The sequence below is a fragment of the Rhodococcus sovatensis genome (assembly GCF_037327425.1).
Classification (GTDB): Bacteria; Actinomycetota; Actinomycetes; order Mycobacteriales; family Mycobacteriaceae; genus Rhodococcoides; species Rhodococcoides sovatense.
In genome coordinates this window covers 1,281,478-1,303,030 of the sequence record NZ_CP147846.1, presented here as the reverse complement: position 1 = coordinate 1,303,030, position 21,553 = coordinate 1,281,478, and the positions used below count along the sequence as shown (strand labels likewise).

The 21,553-nt window shown below is 64.1% G+C and carries 22 protein-coding genes; 3 read left to right on the top strand and 19 right to left on the bottom strand.

From position 1 onward, the window contains the following. Nucleotide 1: 1 nt before the first annotated feature. The 7 genes from WDS16_RS06015 to WDS16_RS05985 form a co-directional block, all read right to left on the bottom strand. Nucleotides 2-1,042: an iron ABC transporter substrate-binding protein gene (locus WDS16_RS06015; RefSeq protein ID WP_338891251.1), complete on the bottom strand. Its 1,041-nt coding sequence runs from the start codon at nucleotides 1,040-1,042 to the stop codon at nucleotides 2-4. Nucleotides 1,043-1,107: 65 nt separating this feature from the next. Then, a complete protein-coding gene (locus WDS16_RS06010) occupies nucleotides 1,108-2,175 on the bottom strand; it encodes a sulfate ABC transporter ATP-binding protein (protein ID WP_338891250.1) in 1,068 nt (355 codons plus the stop codon). After that, the gene (gene cysW / locus WDS16_RS06005) at nucleotides 2,175-2,975 is read right to left on the bottom strand and encodes a sulfate ABC transporter permease subunit CysW (protein ID WP_338891248.1); all 801 of its coding nucleotides are present in this window, start codon (nucleotides 2,973-2,975) and stop codon (nucleotides 2,175-2,177) included. The genes WDS16_RS06010 and cysW overlap by 1 nt, the downstream gene beginning before the upstream one ends. Beyond that, nucleotides 2,972-3,817: a sulfate ABC transporter permease subunit CysT gene (cysT, locus tag WDS16_RS06000; RefSeq protein ID WP_338891246.1), complete on the bottom strand. Its 846-nt coding sequence runs from the start codon at nucleotides 3,815-3,817 to the stop codon at nucleotides 2,972-2,974. Before cysT ends, cysW begins: the two co-directional genes overlap by 4 nt. Before the next feature lie 5 nt (nucleotides 3,818-3,822). Further along, nucleotides 3,823-4,845 carry a sulfate ABC transporter substrate-binding protein gene (locus tag WDS16_RS05995; RefSeq protein WP_338891244.1) on the bottom strand — a complete coding sequence of 341 codons (1,023 nt, stop codon included), beginning with the start codon at nucleotides 4,843-4,845 and terminating at the stop codon, nucleotides 3,823-3,825. A gap of 186 nt (nucleotides 4,846-5,031) precedes the next feature. After that, on the bottom strand, nucleotides 5,032-5,130 hold the full coding sequence (locus WDS16_RS05990) for an Ms4533A family Cys-rich leader peptide (protein ID WP_338891242.1): 99 nt from the start codon (nucleotides 5,128-5,130) through the stop codon (nucleotides 5,032-5,034). Between the two features lie 135 nt (nucleotides 5,131-5,265). Continuing rightward, on the bottom strand, nucleotides 5,266-5,496 hold the full coding sequence (locus WDS16_RS05985) for a hypothetical protein (protein ID WP_338891240.1): 231 nt from the start codon (nucleotides 5,494-5,496) through the stop codon (nucleotides 5,266-5,268). 249 nt (nucleotides 5,497-5,745) lie between these two features. Here WDS16_RS05985 and WDS16_RS05980 point away from each other — a divergent pair, with 249 nt between their 5' ends. Further along, nucleotides 5,746-7,653, top strand: coding sequence for a glycoside hydrolase family 15 protein (locus tag WDS16_RS05980; protein ID WP_338893262.1), 1,908 nt, complete (start codon nucleotides 5,746-5,748; stop codon nucleotides 7,651-7,653). Nucleotides 7,654-7,657: 4 nt separating this feature from the next. On the opposite strand, the gene WDS16_RS05975 is transcribed toward WDS16_RS05980, so the two are convergent. Both WDS16_RS05975 and lepA read right to left on the bottom strand, forming a co-directional pair. Next, nucleotides 7,658-8,671: a nitronate monooxygenase gene (locus WDS16_RS05975; protein ID WP_338891238.1), complete on the bottom strand. Its 1,014-nt coding sequence runs from the start codon at nucleotides 8,669-8,671 to the stop codon at nucleotides 7,658-7,660. A gap of 18 nt (nucleotides 8,672-8,689) precedes the next feature. After that, nucleotides 8,690-10,573: a translation elongation factor 4 gene (gene lepA / locus WDS16_RS05970; protein ID WP_082898042.1), complete on the bottom strand. Its 1,884-nt coding sequence runs from the start codon at nucleotides 10,571-10,573 to the stop codon at nucleotides 8,690-8,692. Nucleotides 10,574-10,629: 56 nt separating this feature from the next. On the opposite strand from lepA, the gene WDS16_RS05965 reads away from it, so the two are divergent. Next, the gene (locus tag WDS16_RS05965) at nucleotides 10,630-11,193 is read left to right on the top strand and encodes a type II toxin-antitoxin system PemK/MazF family toxin (RefSeq protein ID WP_338891235.1); all 564 of its coding nucleotides are present in this window, start codon (nucleotides 10,630-10,632) and stop codon (nucleotides 11,191-11,193) included. Between the two features lie 57 nt (nucleotides 11,194-11,250). Here WDS16_RS05965 and WDS16_RS05960 read toward each other — a convergent pair whose 3' ends face one another. Genes WDS16_RS05960 through WDS16_RS05950 form a run of 3 tightly spaced genes read right to left on the bottom strand, consistent with a single transcriptional unit; the run spans nucleotide 11,251 to nucleotide 14,603 of the window. Next, on the bottom strand, nucleotides 11,251-12,081 hold the full coding sequence (locus WDS16_RS05960) for a transglutaminase family protein (protein ID WP_338893261.1): 831 nt from the start codon (nucleotides 12,079-12,081) through the stop codon (nucleotides 11,251-11,253). Between the two features lie 8 nt (nucleotides 12,082-12,089). Beyond that, entirely contained in the window at nucleotides 12,090-13,064 is a 975-nt protein-coding gene (locus tag WDS16_RS05955) for an alpha-E domain-containing protein (protein ID WP_338891234.1), read from the bottom strand. Beyond that, nucleotides 13,065-14,603: a circularly permuted type 2 ATP-grasp protein gene (locus WDS16_RS05950; protein WP_338893260.1), complete on the bottom strand. Its 1,539-nt coding sequence runs from the start codon at nucleotides 14,601-14,603 to the stop codon at nucleotides 13,065-13,067. Nucleotides 14,604-15,004: 401 nt separating this feature from the next. Between WDS16_RS05950 and rpsT the strand changes: the two genes are divergently transcribed. Beyond that, on the top strand, nucleotides 15,005-15,265 hold the full coding sequence (gene rpsT, locus WDS16_RS05945; protein WP_068378685.1) for a 30S ribosomal protein S20: 261 nt from the start codon (nucleotides 15,005-15,007) through the stop codon (nucleotides 15,263-15,265). Between the two features lie 103 nt (nucleotides 15,266-15,368). Here rpsT and holA read toward each other — a convergent pair whose 3' ends face one another. The 7 genes from holA to rsfS all read right to left on the bottom strand — a co-directional run bounded on the left by holA (nucleotide 15,369) and on the right by rsfS (nucleotide 21,550). Further along, complete coding sequence (holA, locus tag WDS16_RS05940) at nucleotides 15,369-16,343, bottom strand: DNA polymerase III subunit delta (protein ID WP_338891231.1); 975 nt, start codon at nucleotides 16,341-16,343, stop codon at nucleotides 15,369-15,371. A 61-nt stretch (nucleotides 16,344-16,404) separates the two neighbouring features. After that, nucleotides 16,405-17,937, bottom strand: coding sequence for a ComEC/Rec2 family competence protein (locus tag WDS16_RS05935; protein WP_338891229.1), 1,533 nt, complete (start codon nucleotides 17,935-17,937; stop codon nucleotides 16,405-16,407). Then, nucleotides 17,934-18,782 carry a ComEA family DNA-binding protein gene (locus WDS16_RS05930; protein WP_338891227.1) on the bottom strand — a complete coding sequence of 283 codons (849 nt, stop codon included), beginning with the start codon at nucleotides 18,780-18,782 and terminating at the stop codon, nucleotides 17,934-17,936. Before WDS16_RS05930 ends, WDS16_RS05935 begins: the two co-directional genes overlap by 4 nt. A 111-nt stretch (nucleotides 18,783-18,893) precedes the next feature. Further along, the gene (locus WDS16_RS05925; protein WP_338891225.1) at nucleotides 18,894-19,727 is read right to left on the bottom strand and encodes a DegV family protein; all 834 of its coding nucleotides are present in this window, start codon (nucleotides 19,725-19,727) and stop codon (nucleotides 18,894-18,896) included. Next, nucleotides 19,724-20,491 carry a diglucosylglycerate octanoyltransferase gene (gene octT, locus WDS16_RS05920; protein ID WP_338891223.1) on the bottom strand — a complete coding sequence of 256 codons (768 nt, stop codon included), beginning with the start codon at nucleotides 20,489-20,491 and terminating at the stop codon, nucleotides 19,724-19,726. The genes WDS16_RS05925 and octT overlap by 4 nt, the downstream gene beginning before the upstream one ends. Beyond that, a complete protein-coding gene (locus tag WDS16_RS05915; RefSeq protein ID WP_422395815.1) occupies nucleotides 20,481-21,152 on the bottom strand; it encodes a histidine phosphatase family protein in 672 nt (223 codons plus the stop codon). The genes octT and WDS16_RS05915 overlap by 11 nt, the downstream gene beginning before the upstream one ends. Beyond that, nucleotides 21,140-21,550 carry a ribosome silencing factor gene (gene rsfS / locus WDS16_RS05910; RefSeq protein WP_338891219.1) on the bottom strand — a complete coding sequence of 137 codons (411 nt, stop codon included), beginning with the start codon at nucleotides 21,548-21,550 and terminating at the stop codon, nucleotides 21,140-21,142. Before rsfS ends, WDS16_RS05915 begins: the two co-directional genes overlap by 13 nt. Between the last annotated feature and the right edge of the window lie 3 nt (nucleotides 21,551-21,553).

Sequence of the window (21,553 nt, the reverse complement as noted above, 5' to 3'; positions counted from 1 at the left end):
ACTAGATCATTCCGACCTCGGTGAGCAACGCCTGAGTCTGCTCGAGCGATGCCAGCTGGCCCAGATCGATGTCCGATGCGCCCAGATCGGCGAGCGGAGGAAGGTCATAACTCGATGTGACTCCGTCGATCACGGGATACTCGGCGGTTTCGTCGGCGAAGTAGGCCTGCGATTCCGCGGACAGGAGTTCGCGCACGAAATCCTGCGCCGCTTCCTGATTGGTCGACGTCGCGAGAACACCTGCGCCTGCCACGTTCACCAGAGCGCCAGGGTCACCCGGAGCAAAGTAGTGCAGTTCGATCGGTGCTGCGTCGCCGTTCTCCGCTTTGAACGGGTACCAGTAGTAGTGGTTGGTCAGCCCGGTGGCCACCTGTCCGTCGTTCACTGCGGTCATCAGCGGACCGTTGCCCTCGAAGGCAACCGGTTCGTTTGCGAGGAATCCGTCCAACCACTGGCGGGCTCCGTCTTCCCCACGCTGGACGCGCAGTGCGGTGACGAATGCTTGGAACGATGCGTTGGTCGGTGCATAGCCGATCTGTCCGCGCCAGCGCGGATCCAACAAGCCGTCGATGCCGGTCGGCAGATCGGACGCGGTGACGATGTCGGAGTTGTACGCCAAGACCCTTGCCCGTGCCGATGTCGCGACCCAGGTGCCGTCGGCGCCTCGATACTGCTCGGGAACGAGTTCGAGGATGTCCTGCGGCAACGGTGCCAATGCTCCCGCCTCGTCCAACGCTCCAAGTGCGCCGGCATCCTGGCCGTAGAAGACGTCGGCGGGCGACGCGTCGCCCTCTTCGAGAATCTTCGCGGCTTGCGCGTTGGTGTTTCCGGAGTAGTCGACCTCGATGTTTCCGCCGATACGGGAGATCAGTGGATCGACGAGGTCCTCGTCGCGCCCCGAGTAGACGACGACCGACTCGGCGGTCGCCTCGCTGGACTGCGCACCCGAGTCCGACTCCTCGGGAGACGAACTACACGCCACCAATCCGACGGCAACAGTGGCACTGATGGACAGCAGCGCCAAGCGATGAACGCGACCCATGATTCTCCCTGCAATCTCACGGCAAAAACGACATAACGGAAGAAACATACACCGTTAGGCCAGGCTCAGCTAGCCTGCCCAGCTGCCATCGTCTGGGCGCCCGGAAGGTCGCCGCTCGCGGCGACCTTCGGGATTCGGGTGGCCCTCACATAGACCGACTCCCCTGTTTCCAGCTGCAGCGCCTCGCTGTCACCCCGGGTGATCTGGGCCGTGAATGCCTCACCCGTAGCCAGGTTCTTCAACTCGACCTTGACCTCGAACCCGAGGTGCACGACGCGCTCGACGACCGCGCGTGTGACCCCGGCCGATTCGGCAGTACCGGTCGCCTGCGCGAGCGCCATGCTCGGATCCCGACCGACGCGAATGTCATGCGGGCGTACAAGGAGTCCGTTCAGCTTCGAGACCTGTCCGAGAAACGACATCACGAAATCGGTCTCCGGCCTGTCGTACAGATCCTCCGGCGTGCCGACCTGCTCGATCTTGCCCTTGTTCAACACCGCGATGCGGTCCGCGACGTCGAGGGCCTCCTCCTGATCGTGCGTGACGAGAACCGTTGTCACATGGACTTCGTCGTGCAGCCGACGCAGCCACGTCCGAAGGTCCTCACGGACCTTCGCGTCGAGCGCGCCGAACGGCTCGTCGAGAAGCAACACCTGCGGGTCGACAGCCAGAGCGCGCGCGAGTGCCATCCGCTGGCGCTGGCCGCCGGACAGCTGAGCCGGGAACCTGTTCTGGAACCCTGCCAGGCCGACGATCTCGAGCAGTTCGTCGACCTTGCGCTTGATCTCGGGTTTCGGACGCTTCCTGATCTTCAACCCGAACGCCACGTTGTCGCGCACGCTGAGGTGCTTGAACGCGGCGTAGTGCTGGAACACGAACCCGATCTCACGACGCTGGGGGCTGATCCAGGTGACGTCCTGTCCACCCAGAATCACCTGGCCGGAGTCGAGCTGCTCCAGACCTGCGATCGATCGCAGCAGCGTCGACTTTCCCGAGCCGCTCGGACCGAGCAGCGCCGTCAGCGAACCCTTGGGAATGTCGATGCTGACGTCGTCGAGTGCGGCGAAGTCGCCGTAGTTCTTCTTGCCGCCGACGACGGAGATCTCGATCTCGTCGGCCTTCGATGCAGTCATTACTTCGTCCTCTTCTCGTCGAGGGTAGTCATCAGAAGCAGCACGATGACGGCGATGAACATGAGCAGAGTCGACGCCGCATATGCACCCTGCGGGTTGAAGTCTTCGTACCGCGAGTTGACCAGGAGTGTAAGGGTCTGCGAGATACCGGGCAGGTTGGTCGACACCATGATCACGGCACCGAATTCACCGAGCGAACGAGCCACGGTCAACACGATTCCGTAGGTCAAACCCCACCGGATCGCCGGAAGAGTGATGCGCCAGAACGTTTGTAGCGACGACGCACCCAGTGTCGATGCCGCCTCTTCCTGCTCCTCCCCGATCTCGTACAGGACCGGCTCGACCTCGCGCACCACGAACGGAAGGGTCACGAAGATCGTCGCGATGACCATGCCAGGAAGCGCAAAGATGATCTTGAATCCGAGGCTCTCGATTCCACCGAACCACCCGTTCGCGCCCCACAGCAGGATCAGTGCCACGCCAGTGACGATGGGCGACACCGCGAACGGAAGATCGACGATGGACTCGAGTATTCCCTTGCCTCGAAAGCGCCCGCGCACAAGGGCCAATGCCGTGATGACTCCGAACACGACGTTGATCGGCACCACGATCGCCACGATGAGCAACGACAGCTGCAGCGCAGATTGGGCTGCAGGCGTCGTGATGAGACCCCAGAACTCGACGAACCCGTTCTCGAAGGTTCGGTACAGAATCGCGCCGAGGGGAAAGAGAACGAGGGCCGCCAGATACAGGAGGGCAATCGTGCGGAGCGAGAGCTTGATCGGTAGGGCGATCTTCATCGGTTCTGTTCCTCTCGTCGAGCGAGGCGGTTTCCGACGATGCGGAGTACGAACAGCACTACGAACGCGAGCGCGAGAAGAACCACCGAGATGGCTGCCGCGTCGACCGGTCGGTCGTACTCGATCAGTTCGCGGATGTACTGCGATGCGATCTGTGTTTCTCCAGGGATGTTGCCGCCGATCAGCACGACGGATCCGAACTCACCGATCGCACGAGCGAAGGCGAGTCCGGTCCCGCTGAGTACCGAGGGCAACAGGACCGGTAGCACGATCGTGCGGAAGATCGTCCAGTTGTTCGCACCGAGTGACGCAGCTGCCTCCTCGACCTCCCGATCCAGTTCGATCAGCACCGGCTGCACGGCCCGCACGACGAACGGGAGTGTGACGAACAGCAGTGCCACGACCACAGCGGGCTTGGTGGCGTTGAACACCAGACCGATCGGGCTCGCTGGGCCGTAGAGCGAGAGCAGCACGAGGCTGGCGACGATGGTGGGGAGCGCGAACGGAAGGTCGATCAGAGCGTTGACGAATTTCTTACCGGGAAACTCGTCGCGCACCAAGACCCAGGCGATCAAAGTACCGAACACGAGGTTGACGACGGCCGCCGCCGCGGAGACCTCGAGCGTGACCTTGAACGTCGCGATCGCACGGGTCGTGGTGATGGCATCCCAGAACCCGGCCAGGCCATCGTCGAACGATTTGACGGTCAGGGCAGCAAGCGGCAGCAGAACGATGATGCTCAACCACAGGACTGCGACACCGAGACCCAGCGGTCCGACCGAGCCCGGGCCTCTGAACTTGCGGCCCTTCCGCGGTGCGGGATCTCCACTTCTCGTCGACATCGCTGTTACTCGGTGCTCTCTTTGTAGATCGCCGTGATGGCACCGTTGTCGCCGAACAGTTCCGTGTCCACCGACTCCCAGCCACCGAGATCATCGATCGTGCGGAGCGCTTCTGGGGTGAAGAACTTGTCGGAGAACTCGGCCGCGATCTCCGGGTTCACCGGACGGAAGCCTGCTTCGGCCCAGATCCGCTGCCCTTCGTCGGTGTAGATGAAGTCGTTGAGCGCGTTGGCCTTCTCCAGCTGCGAACTCGTGTTGACGACGGCGACGGGGTTGTCGATTCGGAACGTGTCGGCGACGTCGATGTGCTCGACCTTCTCTCCCCGCTCCTCGATCAGGAGTGCCTCGTTCTCGTAGCTGAGGAGCACGTCACCCTGACCCTGCAGGAACGCTTCCGTTGCGGCGCGGCCGGACTCGGGCTGGACTGGGAAGTGCCCGGACACGAGCTGCTGAACGTAGTCCAGCCCTGCCTGCTTGTCCTGGCCGCCGTTGCTCTTCGCTGCGTACGGCGCGAGGAGATTCCACTTCGCCGATCCCGAGCTGAGTGGGCTCGGGCTGATGACCTGGACATCCGGCTTCAGTAGATCGTCCCAGGTCTGAATGTTCTTCGGGTTACCTTCGCGCACAACGAGCGTGACGACCGACCCGAAAGGCACTCCGCCGTATGCATTTTCGTTCCACGACTCGTCGACGATGCCGGCCTTGACCAGACGCGTCACGTCGGGCTCGACCGAGAAGTTGACGATATCGGCCGGGGCGCCGTCGGCGACCTTGCGCGACTGGTTTCCCGAGGCGGCGTAGTCGGCGTTGATGGCCGTATCCTTGCCGCCTTCAGTGCCGGCGAACGCGGGTCCGATCAGGTCCCAGCCGTTCTTCGGCACGGCGTACCCAACCAAGGTGAGTGGGGTCCCGTTGCTCGATCCGCCGTCGCCTCCGACGACGTCGCTCGATCCACCCCCGCAGGCAGCCAACACGAGCGTCCCTACGGCCGCGAATGTGGTGAGCAGGGATCGAGAGTTGTGCCTCATCGAGAAAAGCCTTTCATCGAATGATCGTCGCGGGGACGGTGCGGATCGAACCGCACTACGAACACGTAAGAGGAGGGGTACCACGGCATGGAGCGGCCCGAATCGAGGGGGCGCGACCGGAAACACAGGAACTCGACGCAGCTCACACGAGTGCGGGCGCGAGAAACTGCCGAATCGAACCGGCGCTCAGGATGTGGGTCGACAGTCGATGTCGGCGACTGCAAGCATGCCGACTGCGATCAACGCCAACTCATGGCGGACCCGGTACACGGCAGCGGCAGACACGGACAGAAATCTAGCAGAGGAACCCGGCGGACTCTAATTGTCCGCGGCGACCCTGAAATCACCTGGTGAGAAACCATGCGAGCGCGACGAGCACGAGCAATGCAATCAGGGCGAGAGTGACCCTCGATTTCGGCATCAGTGACCTTCCGTTATCGGCGAGTCGGGTGCCGCGGGCACCGCGTCCATCTCGGACGCCCTGTCGCGGCCGAGCAGATGAAGAATCGTCGCGAGTACACCGTCGACGATGCGCGCCAACCCGAATGCGGCGGGTACGACCACAAGTAGAACCACGATCGACTGCGGCACGAACGGCAGCCCGGTGATCCAGAGTTCGATCCCGTCCCACCAGCTGGCTATCGCGTGCACGGACTCCACCTTAGAGGGGGCATGCACGCGCACTTCACTCCCGGCCTTTCCACTGCGCCACGCCGAGAACTGCCAGCGGTGGACGACAGGGACCGCGAAGTCGATGATTGGCGTATGACGGCATTCGAAGAGCAGTCGACGGTAGTTCCTGTGCGTGACGATTCGATACCACGGCCAGGGGCGCTAGGAGGGGCGGAACCGGCCGGGCAGGGAGCTCTGGAAAGCACCGAAGCGCCCGTGTCCTCCCTGATGTCCTATCGCAGCTCGTTCCCGCCCATCGACGACTACGCCTTTCTGTCCGACTGCGAGACGACCTGCCTCATCGCCCGCAACGGGTCCGTCGAGTGGATGTGTGTTCCACGGCCGGACTCGCCGAGCGTCTTCGGCGCAGTCCTCGATCGAAGCGCCGGCCACTTTCGCGTCGGACCGTACGGGCAATCCGTTCCCGCTGCCCGCCGATACCTGCCGGGCGGGCTGATCATCGAGACGACGTGGCAGACCGAGACCGGATGGCTCATCATCCGAGACGCCCTGGTGATGGGACCGTGGCACAACACCGATCAACGGTCCCGCACCCACAAGCGGGCCCCGTCGGATTGGGACGCCGAGCACATACTGCTCAGGACGATCAAGTGCGTCAACGGCACCGTCGAGCTCGAGATGAGTTGCGAGCCGGCCTTCGACTATCACCGGGCTCCCGCTCGATGGGAGTACACCGGCAAGGTCTACGAGGAGGCTACGGCCACCTGCGAGGCCAGTTCCGTCGGCGACCAACCGACTCTGAAGCTGACCAGCAATCTTCGACTCGGCATCGAGGGACGCGAGGCACGAGCGCGCACGCGGATGACGGAGGGAGACAACGTCTTCATTGCGTTGTCGTGGTCGGATCTGCCGGCACCGCAAACATTCGAGGAGGCCGCCGAGAAGATGTGGCGTACCTCCGAGTGTTGGCGACAGTGGATCACGATCGGACGCTTCCCCGATCACCCGTGGCGTGGCTACCTGCAGCGCAGTGCGCTGGCGCTGAAGGGCCTGACCTACGCACCGACCGGTGCGCTGCTGGCGGCGTCGACGACGTCTCTTCCGGAAACTCCCGGTGGAGAACGCAACTGGGACTATCGCTACGCGTGGGTCCGCGATTCGACCTTCGCACTGTGGGGCCTGTACACGCTGGGTCTCGATCGAGAGGCCAACGACTTCTTCTCGTTCATGTCGGATGTGTCGATGACCGAGGACGGGCGCGCCAATCCGCTGCAGGTGATGTACGGAATCGGCGGCGAGAAGACACTGGAGGAAAGCGAACTGCCGCACCTGTCCGGCTACGACGGCGCCAAGCCCGTACGCATCGGAAACGGCGCGTACAACCAGGAGCAGCACGATATCTGGGGCACCATGCTCGACTCCGTCTACCTACACGTCAAGTCGCGCGAGCATGTCCCCGAGTCGCTGTGGCCACTGCTCAAGAGGCAGGTCGAGGAAGCGATCGCCAATTGGCGCAAACCCGACCGCGGCATCTGGGAAGTACGCGGCGAACCGCAGCACTTCACCTCCTCCAAGGTCATGTGTTGGGTCGCACTCGATCGCGGAGCGAAGCTCGCGGCAATCCACGGCGAGACGGATTACGCAAATCAATGGAACGAGATCGCCGACGAGATCAAGGAGGACATTCTCGAGCACGGCGTCGACGAACGCGGCGTCCTGACGCAGCGGTACGGCCACGAATCACTCGATGCCTCACTGCTACTCGTGCCACTGCTTCGATTCCTGCCTGCTGACGATCCTCGGGTCCGAGCCACGGTGCTGGCGATCGCCGACGAATTGACCGTCGACGGACTTGTCCTGCGCTACAAGGTCGACACCACCGACGACGGCCTCGAAGGCGAGGAAGGAACGTTCACGATCTGTTCCTTCTGGCTCGTGTCGGCGCTCGTCGAGATCGACGAACTCCCCCGTGCCAAGCATCTGTGCGAACGCCTGCTCGGCTACGCCAGCCCACTCAAGCTCTATGCGGAAGAGATCGACGCTCGGACTGGTCGGCACCTCGGGAACTTTCCCCAGGCGTTCACCCATCTGGCTCTGATCAACGCTGTCGTGCACGTGATCCGCGCCGAAGAATCTCAGGCGGCTGGACACTTCCAGCCCGCGCACACCAACTGAGCAGTCAGCGGCGGCGTTCGAGCTGATCGGCCCACTCGGCCATCAGCTCGGACACCGTCGCCTCGCGGGCGCGCAGGTGCCCGGTTCCTGCCCACATGGACAGCGCCGCCGGATCGCCTGCTTTGCCTGCCTCGGCCCGCATCGGCGCGGTCAAATAGTGCACGTCCGGATACGCGAGCGGCGCATCCTCGGAGTTGTCGCGCATGAACTCGTTGACGATCCCTCTTGCCGGACGGCCCGAAAAAGCACGTGTGACAGCGGTTTCCGACGTCGACGTCAGTTGTTCGCGGTGAACCTGCCGGGTTCCGGCTTCCGTGGTGTTCAGAAATGCAGTTCCGAGTTGGGCTGCGTGCGCTGCCCCCGATTCCAGCAGCGGCGCAACGTCGGTGCCGTCCATCAGTCCGCCGGCGGCGATTCTCGGCAGCTCCGACACTGCACGAACATCCGCCAGCACATCGGCAAGGGGCGCATCGGGGGCCGAGCCGTCGAAACTCCCCCGGTGGCCACCGGCTTCCGGCCCTTGCACGACGAGAGCGTCGACGCCGTTGGCATCGGCTTCGATTGCCTCTGCGGCCGAGGTGACGGTGCACCACACTTCGGTGCCGACCTCGTGGAGTGCGGCTACTTCAGCTGCACTGAACGTTCCGAACGTGCTGCTCACGAGCGGCACCGGGTTGTCGACGAGCCAGCGGAACTTCTCCGGATAGAAATCGTCGCGGCGTGGCAGAACCCCGGGTTCGACGTGGTACTTGTCGAGCCACGGCGAGATGCGTCGGACATAGGCTTCGACGTCCGCGCCCGTCGGATCGTCGGGCAGGAAGAGGTTGACGCCGAAGAGAACCTCGCGCATCGCCTGCACCTGAGCGGCGAATCTGTCGATATCGAGGAGCGCACCGGCAAGCATGCCCAGCCCTCCGGACCGTGAGACCGCGATCGCCATCTCCGGCGTCGACGGTCCCCCTGCCATCGGTGCGCTGATGATCGGCACCGACAGTGCTCCTAGGATTCGCGACGTCATGTTCCTCCCCTATGAGTGCTACTTCTTCGGTTTGTCCGTCGACGACTCGGATGACAACGCGGCGACGAACGCCTCCTGCGGCACCTCGACGCGGCCGATGGTCTTCATCCGCTTCTTGCCTTCCTTCTGCTTCTCGAGCAGCTTGCGCTTGCGGCTGATGTCGCCGCCGTAGCACTTCGCCAAGACGTCCTTGCGGATTGCCCTGATGTTCTCGCGCGCGATGATGCGTGATCCGATGGCGGCCTGGATCGGCACCTCGAACTGCTGGCGAGGGATCAGTTCCTTGAGCTTGGTCGTCATCTTGTTGCCGTAGGCAGCAGCAGCGTCCTTGTGCACGATCGCCGAGAACGCGTCCACCGCCTCACCCTGGAGCAAGATGTCGACCTTGACCAGCGCTGCGCTCTGCTCGCCGATCTCCTCGTAGTCGAGGCTCGCATACCCACGTGTGCGCGACTTCAGGATGTCGAAGAAGTCGAAGATGATCTCCGCCATCGGGATGGTGTAGCGCAGCTCGACACGCGTCTCGGACAGGTAGTCCATTCCACCGAGCTCGCCGCGCCTGCCCTGGCACAGCTCCATGATCGAGCCGATGAACTCACTCGGCGAAATGATCGTGCACTTCACCATCGGCTCGTACACGTCACGCACCTTGCCCTCGGGCCAGTACGACGGATTGGTGACGATGTGCTCGGCCTTGTCTTCCATCTCGACGCGGTAGACGACGTTCGGCGAGGTGGAGATGAGATCGAGGTTGAACTCGCGCTCGAGCCGCTCGCGAGTGATCTCCATGTGCAGCAATCCGAGGAAGCCGCAACGGAATCCGAAACCGAGAGCCACCGAGGTTTCCGGCTCGTACGTGAGCGCTGCGTCGTTGAGTTGGAGCTTCTCGAGCGCGTCGCGCAGATCGGGGTAGTCGGAACCATCGAGCGGGTACAGCCCGGAATAGACCATCGGACGAGGTTCGCGGTACCCGGTGAGCGGCTCGGTCGCACCCTTGCGGAAGGTGGTGACGGTGTCGCCGACCTTCGACTGGCGCACATCCTTGACACCGGTGATGAGGTACCCCACCTCACCGACGCCGAGGCCCTTGGTCGGCTTCGGATCGGGCGAGACGATACCGACTTCGAGCAACTCGTGCGTCGAGCCGGTCGACATCATGGTGACCTTCTCGCGCGGGTTGAGGGCGCCGTCGACAACTCGGACGTAGGTGACGACACCGCGGTAGGTGTCGTAGACGGAGTCGAAGATCATCGCGCGGGCCGGGCCGTCGGGATTACCGACGGGCGCAGGAACGAGCTTGACGACCTCGTTGAGGAGCTCCTCGACACCGACACCGGTCTTGCCGGAGACACGCAGCACGTCGTCGGCCTCGCAACCGATGATGTGGGCGATCTCGGCGGCATACCGATCGGGGTCGGCGGCAGGCAGATCGATCTTGTTCAGGACCGGGATGATCGTCAGCTCTTTGTCGAGTGCGAGGTAGAGGTTCGCCAAGGTCTGCGCCTCGATCCCCTGCGCAGCGTCGACGAGCAGGACCGCACCCTCACACGCCTCGAGTGCACGCGAAACCTCGTAGGTGAAGTCGACGTGGCCGGGGGTGTCGATGAGATGCAGGACGAATTCCTCGCCGTCGACCACCCAGGGCAGACGGACGTTCTGCGCCTTGATGGTGATGCCGCGTTCGCGTTCGATGTCCATACGGTCGAGGTACTGAGCCCGCATCGACCGATCGTCGACGACGCCCGTGAGCTGCAACATCCGATCTGCCAGCGTCGACTTGCCGTGGTCGATGTGGGCGATGATGCAGAAGTTCCTGATCCGGGAGGGATCGGTGAACGTCGTGTCGGCGAAGCTGGGCACTCGTATCCTTTGCTGGCGTTTGCAGGAGATATCCGGACCCATCGTCCCACGTCCGGCGGTCGACGAGTTCCGCGGGCTGCTGACTAAACTCGACTCCCATGGCTGGCAACTGGAGCAAATTCACGAAGGAACTCGGCAACATCGCACTCCGCGAGGGCCCGAGGCTGTTTCGGCAGTTGCAGAGTTCGGGTGCTCTGCAAAAAGGTAAGGACGCGATCACCGGCAAGTCGAGCAGCGGGCCGACCGTCGAGCCAGGCCGTCCGGTCGCGTCGCACACCGTGCCGACCGCGCAGCGGGCTCGGGCAGTCGAGTACTCCCCTGATCTGGACGGCAAGGCCGATCCCGGCGAGATCGTGTGGACGTGGGTGGCGTACGAGGAGGACGCCAGCCAGGGCAAGGACCGGCCTGTCCTGGTTGTGGGCCGCGACGGGAAGACGCTGCTGGGACTGATGTTGTCGAGCCAGGACAAGCGCGACGGCGACCCCGACTGGGTGTCGATCGGGTCCGGATCCTGGGACGCCGAGGGTAGACCCAGCTGGATCAGACTCGACCGTGTTCTCGACGTCCCCGAAACCGGAATTCGTCGCGAGGGTGCAATTCTCGCGAAGACGAAGTTCGACGCCGTCGCGTCGAGGCTTCGCTCCGACTACAGCTGGTCCTAGGAGTCCAGCCGGTCGTACCGCCCGAACACCCCGCGGTAGGGCTGCCCGAGCAGGACGTTACGCCAGACGTGTGATCTCGACCACAACATCGAGAGCTGTCGATCCGCCGCCCGAGAAGATGCCCTTCAGCGGCGGCACATCGGCGTAGTCACGCCCGAGTCCGACCGACACGTGCTGCTCGTTGACGGCGATCGCGTTGGTCGGGTCGTAACCCCACCACGCGCCCGTCCATGCCTCGATCCACGCGTGGCTCTGTCCCTCGACGGACGTACCGATGACCGCCTGCTTCTTGGGGTGCAGGTATCCGGACACATACCGACTGGGAATGCCGATGCTGCGCAGCAGTAGCAGCGTCAGGTGCGCGTAGTCCTGGCAGACGCCCTTCTTCTCCGACCATGCCTCGACCGCAGATGTGTGCACACCCGTCGTGCCGGGGACGTAGGACATCTCCTGATTCACCCAATTGGAGATCTCCACTACCGATTCCTGGGGCGGAAGCCCCTTGGACAGCTTCTTGGCTATCGCCGAGAGTTGCCGGTTCTTGGGTACGTACTCGGTGTTGTCGAGAACCTCGTTGAAGCGGTCGATGACGGGTTCGCTCGCCAGCTCCTCCCACGACGCCTTCTCCTCCGGCGGCGAGAACGGATCGGTCTCGACGACCGATGACCCGGTGACCTCGAGTTCGGTATGAGGAGCGTGCAGATCGAATGCCGTCACCGCCGTTCCCCAGTAGTCGGTGTAGCGATAGCTTCTGGTGACTGGATTGGTCTCGACACGATTGAGAATCACGTTCTGCCGGTTGTCACTTCGCGGAGTCAGTCGCGCCTCGTTGTACGACGACGTCACCGGCGCGTCGTACTGATAGCCCGTGGTGTGGACAACGCGCATACGCCAGCTCACAATTCACCTTCCAGTTGATCTTCGTACGCGCCGGAACCGGCGTCGGTCCATGCAACCCAGGGTGCTGCGTGGAAGTACTGCTTCGAAATTGCTTCGCCGAGATCTCGACATGTCTCCTGCAATGCGAGCAGTCTCTCCTGCAGATCGTCCAACAACGCACCGGGACGCAGGAATTCGAGCTCGCTGCGTGCGCGGCCCAGCAGACGTTGTGCTTCTGCACGTGCACCGACACGGCTGTTCGGCTGGTGATCGAGTTGGTCCAGTGACCGCTCGGCCTCACTCAATGCATAGAACACCGACCGAGGGAACAACCTGTCCAACAACATGAATTCGAGTACTCGTTGCGCATCGAGGGCGCCGCGGTACGTGCGTAGGTAGGTGTCGTGCGCGCCTGCAGAACGGAGCACCGTGACCCATGCTGGTGACGACGGACGGTCCCCGGCACGCGAAAGCAACAGCCGGACGGTCATGTCGATTCGCTCGACGGACCGACCCAGAATGAGGAATCGGTAGCCGTCGTCGTGACTCAGGGTCGAATCTGCGAGACCGGCGAACATCGCTGCCCGTTCCTCGATGTAGCTGAAGAACTCGTGCGGCCCGGTTCGTTTGGACGCACGGATGCGGTCGGTCAGGCCGTTGTAGGTGGTGTTGAGGCACTCCCACATCTCACTCGACGTGACTTCCCGTGCACCGCGGGCGTTCTCGCGGGCACTGGAGAGAGAGTCGACGATCGACCCGCTTCCGTCACGACTGAACGCGACCAACTCGGTCAACGACCACACGTCGAGGGACACGTCCGGCTCGTGCTTGAACCCGAGGACTCGAAGCAGAACCCGCGAGATGTGGTCGGGGTCGACGGTGGCATCCTCGAGAAGTTGATGAACGGTGACGTCGAGGATCCGAGCCGTGTCGTCGGCACGTTCGACGTATCGCCCGATCCAATAGAGCGACTCTGCGTTCCGCGCGAGCATCTAGTGTCCACCGCCATTCACTTGCTGTTGCTGTTGCTGCTGCTGTTGTTGCTGTTGCTGATCCATCGTCAGTTCCGGTCCCTGTTCTGTCATCGGGGACTCGGGTGGCTCACTGACGATCTCCTCGCCCGCGAGTTCCTGCTCTTCCTGAGATGTACGGGTGGCGAGCACCCAGGTGTCCTTGCTGCCACCGCCCTGACTCGAATTGACCACGAGCGAACCCTCGGGAAGCGCCACACGCGTCAAACCACCGGGCAGCACCCACACGTCGTCGCCGTCGTTGACCGCGAACGGGCGCAGGTCCACGTGTCGCGGAACCAGTCGGCCGCCGATCTTGGTCGGCACTGTCGAGAGCTGCACGACGGGCTGGGCGATCCATCCCCGCGGATCCGCTCTGATCTTCTTGCTGATGGTCGCCAATTCCTTCGGGGACGCGTCCGGCCCGAAGACGATGCCGTAACCACCGGAACCTTCGACGGGTTTGATCACCAGTTCGTCGACGCGGTCGAGCACCTCCTCGCACTCGTCGTCGAGCCAGCACCGGAACGTGTCGACGTTGGCCAGCAGCGGCTTCTCGCCCATGTAGTAGTCGATGATCGTCGGCACGTAGGTGTAGACCAGCTTGTCGTCGCCGACGCCGTTTCCGACGGCACTGGAAATCACCACGTTGCCGGCACGCGCTGCATTGACGAGCCCCGCCACGCCGAGCACCGAGTCCGGACGGAATTGCATCGGGTCCAGGTAGTCGTCGTCGATGCGCCGGTAGATGACGTCGACCTGACGCTCGCCCTCGGTAGTACGCATGTAGACGATGTTGTCGCGACAGAACAAGTCTCGACCTTCGACGAGTTCGACGCCCATGAGTCGTGCCAGCAACGAGTGCTCGAAGTACGCCGAGTTGGCGACGCCCGGGGTGAGGACGACGACCGTCGGATCGGCCTCGTTCAGAGCTGCGGACGCGCGCAGTGCGCGGAGCAGATGCGAGGCATAGTCGCCGACTGCGCGCACTCGGTGTGTGGCGAAGAGGTCAGGGAACACCCGCGCCATCGTCCGACGGTTCTCCATGACGTACGACACACCGGACGGCGACCGGAGGTTGTCCTCGAGCACTCGGAAGGTGCCCTGCGCATCTCGGACGAGGTCGATACCGGCAACGTGAATTCGGACTCCGTTGGGCGGGACGATGCCGATGGCTGCGCGGTGAAAGTGCTCACACGAGGTGACCAATCGCTTCGGCACGACGCCGTCACGCAGGATCTCCTGGTCTCCATAGATGTCGGCGAGAAACATCTCGAGCGCCTTGACACGCTGCTTGATTCCGCGCTCGAGACGAGACCATTCGCCGGCCGCGATGACACGGGGTACCTGGTCGAGCGGAAACGGCCGCTCCTGTCCCGACAAAGAGAACGTGATGCCCTGATCGATGAACGCGCGTCCGAGCGCGTCCGAGCGTGCGTCGAGGTCGGCCGAGCTGGACGGCTCGAGCGCCGAATGGATCCCCTTGTACGGAGTGCGAGTCTTGCCGTCCGCGTCGAACATCTCGTCGAAGGCAAGGCCGTACTTTCCGACGTCGGAATAGCCGCCGAATACACCGTCGACTACCGGTTTCTCGCGAGCCGCCGATTTCGATTTACTGACTTTGACCTTCTCTTGGGCAGTGGCTGCAGATCGCGGGCTCATCTGCGTCATGTTGCTACAGAGACAGGAGATAAGCGCGTCGGACGCGTTAATTTCTGGAAAAGGACAACAGATTGCCCCGGTGGCCCCGCGAGAGTCGGGCCGGGCATACTTAGGTCAAGCGCGCGCGGAATTGGGTTCTGCCGCCGGTGCTGGTATTCTCGATCTTCGGCGCTGGGCTGTATAGCTCGGCAGCAGACTTCGGGCATTCCAGCATGGATCGCCCTGACCGGAATACCGACGAAGACAGAAGGATTTTACGCGTGGCCAACATCAAGTCCCAGAAGAAGCGGATTCTCACCAACGAGCGCAACCGTCTGCGCAACCAGTCGGTGAAGTCGTCACTGCGGACGATCATTCGCTCCTTCCGCGCCGCTGAGTCCGCAGGCGACAAGGAGAAGGCTTCCGCCATCCTCGTCACCGCAGGTCGCCAGCTGGACAAGGCAGCCAGCAAGGGTGTCATCCACAAGAACCAGGCAGCCAACAAGAAGTCGGCACTGTCGTTGGCAGTCAACAAGCTCTGATCTTCACGTAGTACGCAGAACCCGCTCGGGATAGCCGAGCGGGTTTTTTGCGTTCCTCAGCGCACTTGAACGGATCAGCGCACTTGCCTGGCTGTTCGGAGAGCTACCGGTTGCTCAGCGCGGCAACGACAGACACCGCGTTCTCGACCGCGTAGTCCGCATCGGCAGCCTGCCCCTTCACGTCCGCATTGAGCTGCGAGACGATCTGCAGGGCCTCCCCGATGGTCTGGCCGTTCCATCCGCGCGCCTGTGCTTGCGCCTTCTTGATCTTCCACGGCGGCATCCCGAGTTCACCCGCCATTCGGAACGGGTCACCGCGGCCTGCGGAGCCGACGAGTGCAATGGTGCGCACGGCGTCAGCCAGCGCGTCCGCCAGAAGTACATGCGGGACGCCTCGGTGCATCGCCCAACGCAACGCTTCCAACGCTCCCGGCACATCCCCCGCCACAGCCTTCTCGGCGACGTCGAACCCGGATACCTCCGCTTTGCCCGAGTAGTAGCGTCGAACCGCGTCGACGTCGACCTTGCCTGCCGTATCCGCCACCAACTGCGAACAAGCGGCGGCCAACTCGCGAAGTTCGGAACCCACGGCCTCCACGACCGCCTCCACGACGTCTCCACTGACCCGCACCTCGGCCGCACTGAATTCACGTTTGACGAAATCTGCCCGCTCGGATGCCTTGGTCAACTTGGCGCATTCGTGCGTGACAGCGCCTGCCTTCTGCAGAGCACCGACCATCGCCTTCGCTCGCCCACCGCCGGAGTGCATGATGACCAGCACCGCGCCCTCGGGCGGATCCGAGGCTGCGTCGACGACCAGCGCCACCGCATCCTTGCCTGCTTCCGCGGCCGCTTCGAGAACGACCACACGGTCCTCCGCGAACAGGGACGGGCTCAGGAGCTCCAAAAGCTCCGGCGCACTGGCATCGCCGGCACGAAGCTTGGTGACCGGTAGATCGTCACCCTCCGGGGCAGCTGCTCGAACGCGCGCGACGATGGACGCCACGGCACGATCCATCAGCAGTTCTTCGTCGCCGAGGACGAGGTGCAGAGACTCCACCGGATTGTTCGCAGTCACGGTGACGATCGTGCCATGCCGGTCCGACGGGTTCGAACACGCCACTTCGCGTCACAGGATCTTACGACGCCACCCACATCACCAGTACTGCTACGACCGCGCCACCCATTACCCACCGACAGACGCGGAACCGCAACAACACCAGCATCGCCGCTGTGGCGACCGCGACAGTCAGGGCGCCCGCCACTCCACTCGGCATCTCGACACCCGCGCCCGGCAGTGACGCCGACCACCGCGCCACCGCGACAAGCCACCAGAGCGGCGCCGACGCCAATTCGAGCACGAGAGAAGCAAGCCAGCCTGCCCACGGTGCGAACACTGCTGCAACGACTCCGACAACGGTGATCGGCGCAACCGTCGGGGCCACCGCAATGTTGGCGAGAATTCCCACCACGGAGAAGGTTCCCGTCATGCCCGCCACGATCGGGGCGGTCACCGCGTGCGCTGCAGCGGCGACGGCAACCACTTCGGCCGGCGCGCGGCCCCAGCCATGCGCACGCAACCAGTCGACCCATACCGGCGCCACGACGACAAGCCCCGCGGTAGCGGCCACCGACAATGCGAAGCCGACGTCCACGGACAGCTCGGGCCACCATGCGAGGAGGCCGAGTATTGCGGTGCAGAGCGCAGGGACTGCCTGACGTCGTCGACCCGTGACGAGCGCGAGCAGTCCGATACCGCCCATCACCGCCGCACGCAACACGCTCGGGGACGGCCTGGCAACGACGACGAACGCAAGGAGCACCACCGCACACAGCACTACCGTCGTGCGTGGTCCGATCGCAATGGCACGGGTCAGCAACAGTGCTGCACCGAGGACGATCGCGAAATTCGCCCCGGAAACCGCGGTCAGGTGGGTCAATCCAGCTGCACGGAAGTCGGCCTCGAGGTCTTCCGGCAGTGCCGAGACGTCACCGACCACAAGCCCCGGGAGCACCCCTGCCTGATCGTCCGGCAGCGCATCCGACGCCGCTGCCGCAAGCGACGTTCGCACTGCTGCCGCCGCTGCCGCCACCGGCCCCGGCGCGTCGACCCGCAGCGGAGGTCCGTCGACCCGTACGACAGCGAGCGTGAGGTCCTGTCGGTGCGGCGGCGACAGTCGACCTCTCAGGGCAACGGACTGCCCGGGTACGAGGTGCCCCCACTCGCTGGACGGAGCCAACACCGACACTCGTCCACCGAGCTCGATCGGTACCCCAGCGATGTCCATCTGAACCAGCTCGGCCCGGATGGCCACCGTCGGAGGCCCGGGCGAGCGAACGCGGTGTGGATCCTCGCGCACTACGATTGCTGCGCTCACCCACGCCCGTTCGTCGGCTGCCTCGACGACGGGGCTCGTGTCGAATTCCCACGCGTGCAGTGCGGCCGCACCCGAGTAGCATCCGCCGATCACTGCCATCGTGATAAGTCCGACGCCACTGCGCCCCAGGTGCACTCGCACATAGAGTACAGCGACGCACAGACATACCCACGCCACGGCGAGTGTGATTGCTACGACGGATCCGCCCAGAATCCCGCACACCGTCGCACCCCATCCAGCAACCGCGCACGGGACCAACCGCACGTCGTACGGGCGGATCAGCGGTTCGTTCACACCGTGACCTGGTCCTTGAGTTTTTCGAAGCGTACCGGGCCGATACCGTCCACCTCCGCCAACTGCCCGACGTCCTTGAACGCGCCGTTCGCCTCCCGCCAGGCAATGATGCTCGCTGCCGTCACCGGTCCGACGCCGTCCAACGCGTCGAGCTCGGCCACGGTCGCGGTGTTGAGATTCACTGTGCCCGCTGCACTGTCGGTCTCTGCACTGCCAGATGCGCCGGTTGCCGAGGTAGGAGCACTTCCTGGTGCGGAATCTTGCACCGTCCCGCTGATGATCGACCTCCCCTCCGGCGGTGGCGAGCCGACTACGATCTGGTCACCATCGGCAAGCTTGGCCGCAAGGTTGAGAGCCACGACATCCGCGCCGTCGAGTGGTCCGCCTGCGGCTTCGAGGGCATCGGCGACGCGTGAGCCGGCCGGAAGGTTCACCAGACCCGAGGATTCAACAAGACCCACCACACTGACCACGATTCTCGACGGTGGAGCTGTGGTCTCAGAGGGTACGACCTCTGTCTCCGAAATGGGTTGCACGATCGGCAGAGTCGGTACCGGAGCGACGACCGGCGCATCGCGCAGCACTGCGTACCCCGCCACAATCAGCACGGCCACGCCGACGCCACACAGCGCAAGCATCCCGGTTCTACCAGGGTCGAGGCGGGCGCCGCGCCATCGCTCCGGGAGGTGGGCCGAGAGCGCCGATACACGCTGATCGTCCTGCCTGAGCCAGTCCGGCGTTGCGTCCGCGTCCACCCCGTGCGGACCGCGTTCGAGAACCCGCGGAGAACTGGGCCCGTGCGGCGTCGAGTTCCGCGAGATCGGCTGCGTTCGAGGACTTGCCATACCCGCGACGGTATCGACGGCCCTAGTCTCCGATGCGAGAAAACCGCAGCTGGAATATTGCTCTGTGGATAACCGCTCAGGCTGTGGACAACCCCGATCGACCGTGCCGAGTCAGCGCTCAGGACAGACGACGACTCCCACTGCGCCCGGGCCGACATGGGCTCCGAGAACGGCCCCGAAAGGAACCACGGACAGATCGCTGACCTCGGGAATTCTGCGTGCCAACAGTGCAGCGACAGCGTCGGCACGCTCGGGGCACTGCATATGGTGCACGGTGAGCGCAACCCTGTCTTTGTCGGCGACCCGGTGGGCGGCGTCGACGAGTTTGCCGAGCGCCTTCGTCGACGTTCGAGCCTTCTCTCCCAGCACGAGCTTGCCTTCGCTCAGATGCAACACCGGCTTCATGGCCAGCGCCGTACCGACCAGCGCGGCCGCCGCTCCGATGCGACCACCCCGACGTAAGTGATCGAGCCGGTCCACCACGATGAAGCTACGACTCCGCTGGGCCGCTGCCACGGCATCGCCGTAGACGGAGTCGATGCTGTCGCCGCGGGCGGCCGCTCGGGCAGCGGCAAGCACCGCATAGCCGAGGCCCATCCCGGCCGACGCGGAATCGATCACGCGGACTCGCTCGCCCAGCACTGTTGCCGCCTGCCGAGCCGCCTCCCAGGTGCTGGAGAGTCCACGCGAAATATGAACGGCCACAACGCCTGCGCCATCACTTCGTTCCAGAGCATCACGATAGAGACCGGTCAACTCCGCTGGCGATGCGCCCGCAGTCGTGACAGGACCATGCGCTGCAAAGTCCTCCGGTATCGGATCGAGACCCTCGCGCAGGTCGATGCCGTCGACGAACACATGCAAGGGCGCCACGGTGATCCCTGCCCCGTGGGCGAGCTCGGGACCCAGGCAGGCCGATGAATCGGTGATGACCGCTACCGTCACCCGCGCTGTTCCTTATCGCCTACAACCGATCTCAGTTCGGCAAGCATCGCATCGGCGACGGCGACGTGCGCGTCCCAACCCCAGTGGATTCCGTCGGGGTTCGCATGGTCGGAGAAGATGTTCTCCCGCACCGCGGCCGCCAGATCGACCAGTGGCACACCGCTTTTCGCACCCCATTGCCGGAGAGCCTTCTCGGCGGCGGGTCGACCGGCATGAACTTTGCCGTACGCATCGCTGCGATGCACCGAGGGCAGCGTTCCGATGACCGGTAGTTCCGGCCGAACGTACGCCAGCGCGGCTCGCGCCTGCTCCAGGTAGTCGACGCTCAACTTCGGTGGTAGCGCCACCGGCCAGCCGAGGTGCGCCAGCCTCGGTTGCACCCATTGGTATCCGGCACGCACAAGTCGCCGAAAGGCCGGTGGGCGGACATAGCGAATCTGCTCCCGGAACGCCGTCGGTAGCGGCGACGGCAACGAATCCATCCCGCCGACACCGAAGATCACTGCGCCTGCCTTCGGAATCGCCGCCCACACGCGCGGATCCTGCGTCAACGCCCACCACGCGTCGCGGCTGGTCCACCCGATGCGCGCCACCAGCTCCACCGTCCACCCCAGCTCTGCCGCAACGAGATTGGGCCAGATACGCGGGTCATCGACCGGAAGACCGCCCTTCGGCCCGTAGTAGCTCAACGAGTCCGCCACAACCAGGAGCACCGGCGGCGCCTCGGCGGCGACGACGCGAACCTGGTAGTCGTCAGAGGACATCACTGGCCACTCTCGCGGACGCGTTCCACACATCGAGATGCCAGCCGATCGCGTCACCCTCGCCGTGACTGCTCAGCTGCACCCAGCTGGTGTTCGACAGTCCTCCGAGCACGGGCCACCGATCGACCGGCAGCTCGAGTAGCGCGGCACTCAATGCGGCAATCAGGCCTCCGTGGGCGACGAGGACGATCGGCGCACTCGCACCGTCCGCTCCCCACTTCGGCTCGGTGTCGAGTAGTTCGCGAACCACCGGCACACTGCGACGAGCTACGTCGATGCGATTCTCGCCGCCCGGAGGCGCGATGGTGGCGTCGGTGCGCCAGGCCGTCCGCGCGCCGGGCGAGAGGTCGTCGACATCGTGGTGCGTCAAGCCTTGCCAGTCGCCCAAATGAGTTTCACGAAGCCGTGGATCGACGTCGACGGACACACCGCACGCGTCACCCAACGCGGTGGCGGTGTCGAGAGCGCGTCTCAGATCCGAGGAAACGATGCGCACCGGCGATCGAGGCGCGAGCAGCGCAGCTGCGGACTTGGCTTGTGTTCGGCCCAGTTCGGTCAGGTCGGTATCGAGGTGACCCTGCATGCGTTCGGTCGCGTTGTACTCGGTCTGGCCGTGCCGGAGCAGAATCAACTGCCGCTTGACCGGTGTCACTGCTCCGATTCCACCGAATCGCCCGATGTCTCTGCAGCGGGCCGCTCACCGAGCCCGGGAACCTCGATGCTCGGGCAGTCCTTCCACAGGCGCTCGAGCGCGTAGAAGTTGCGCTCGTCGTTGTGCTGGACGTGGACGACGACGTCGACGTAGTCGAGAAGCGCCCACCGACCTTCGCGAGTCCCTTCCTTGCGAATCGGCTTGAAGCCCTCCTCGCGCAGCTTGTCCTCGATGTTCTCGACGATCGCGTTGACCTGACGTTCGTTGGGTGCCGACGCGATGACGAAGCAGTCGGTGATGACCAGCTGCTCCGAGACGTCGAGGACCACGACGTCGGTCGCCAGCTTGTCATCGGCTGCGAGCGCCGCGATGCGCGCGATCGAGGTGGCCTGTTCGGTTGCAGTCACTTA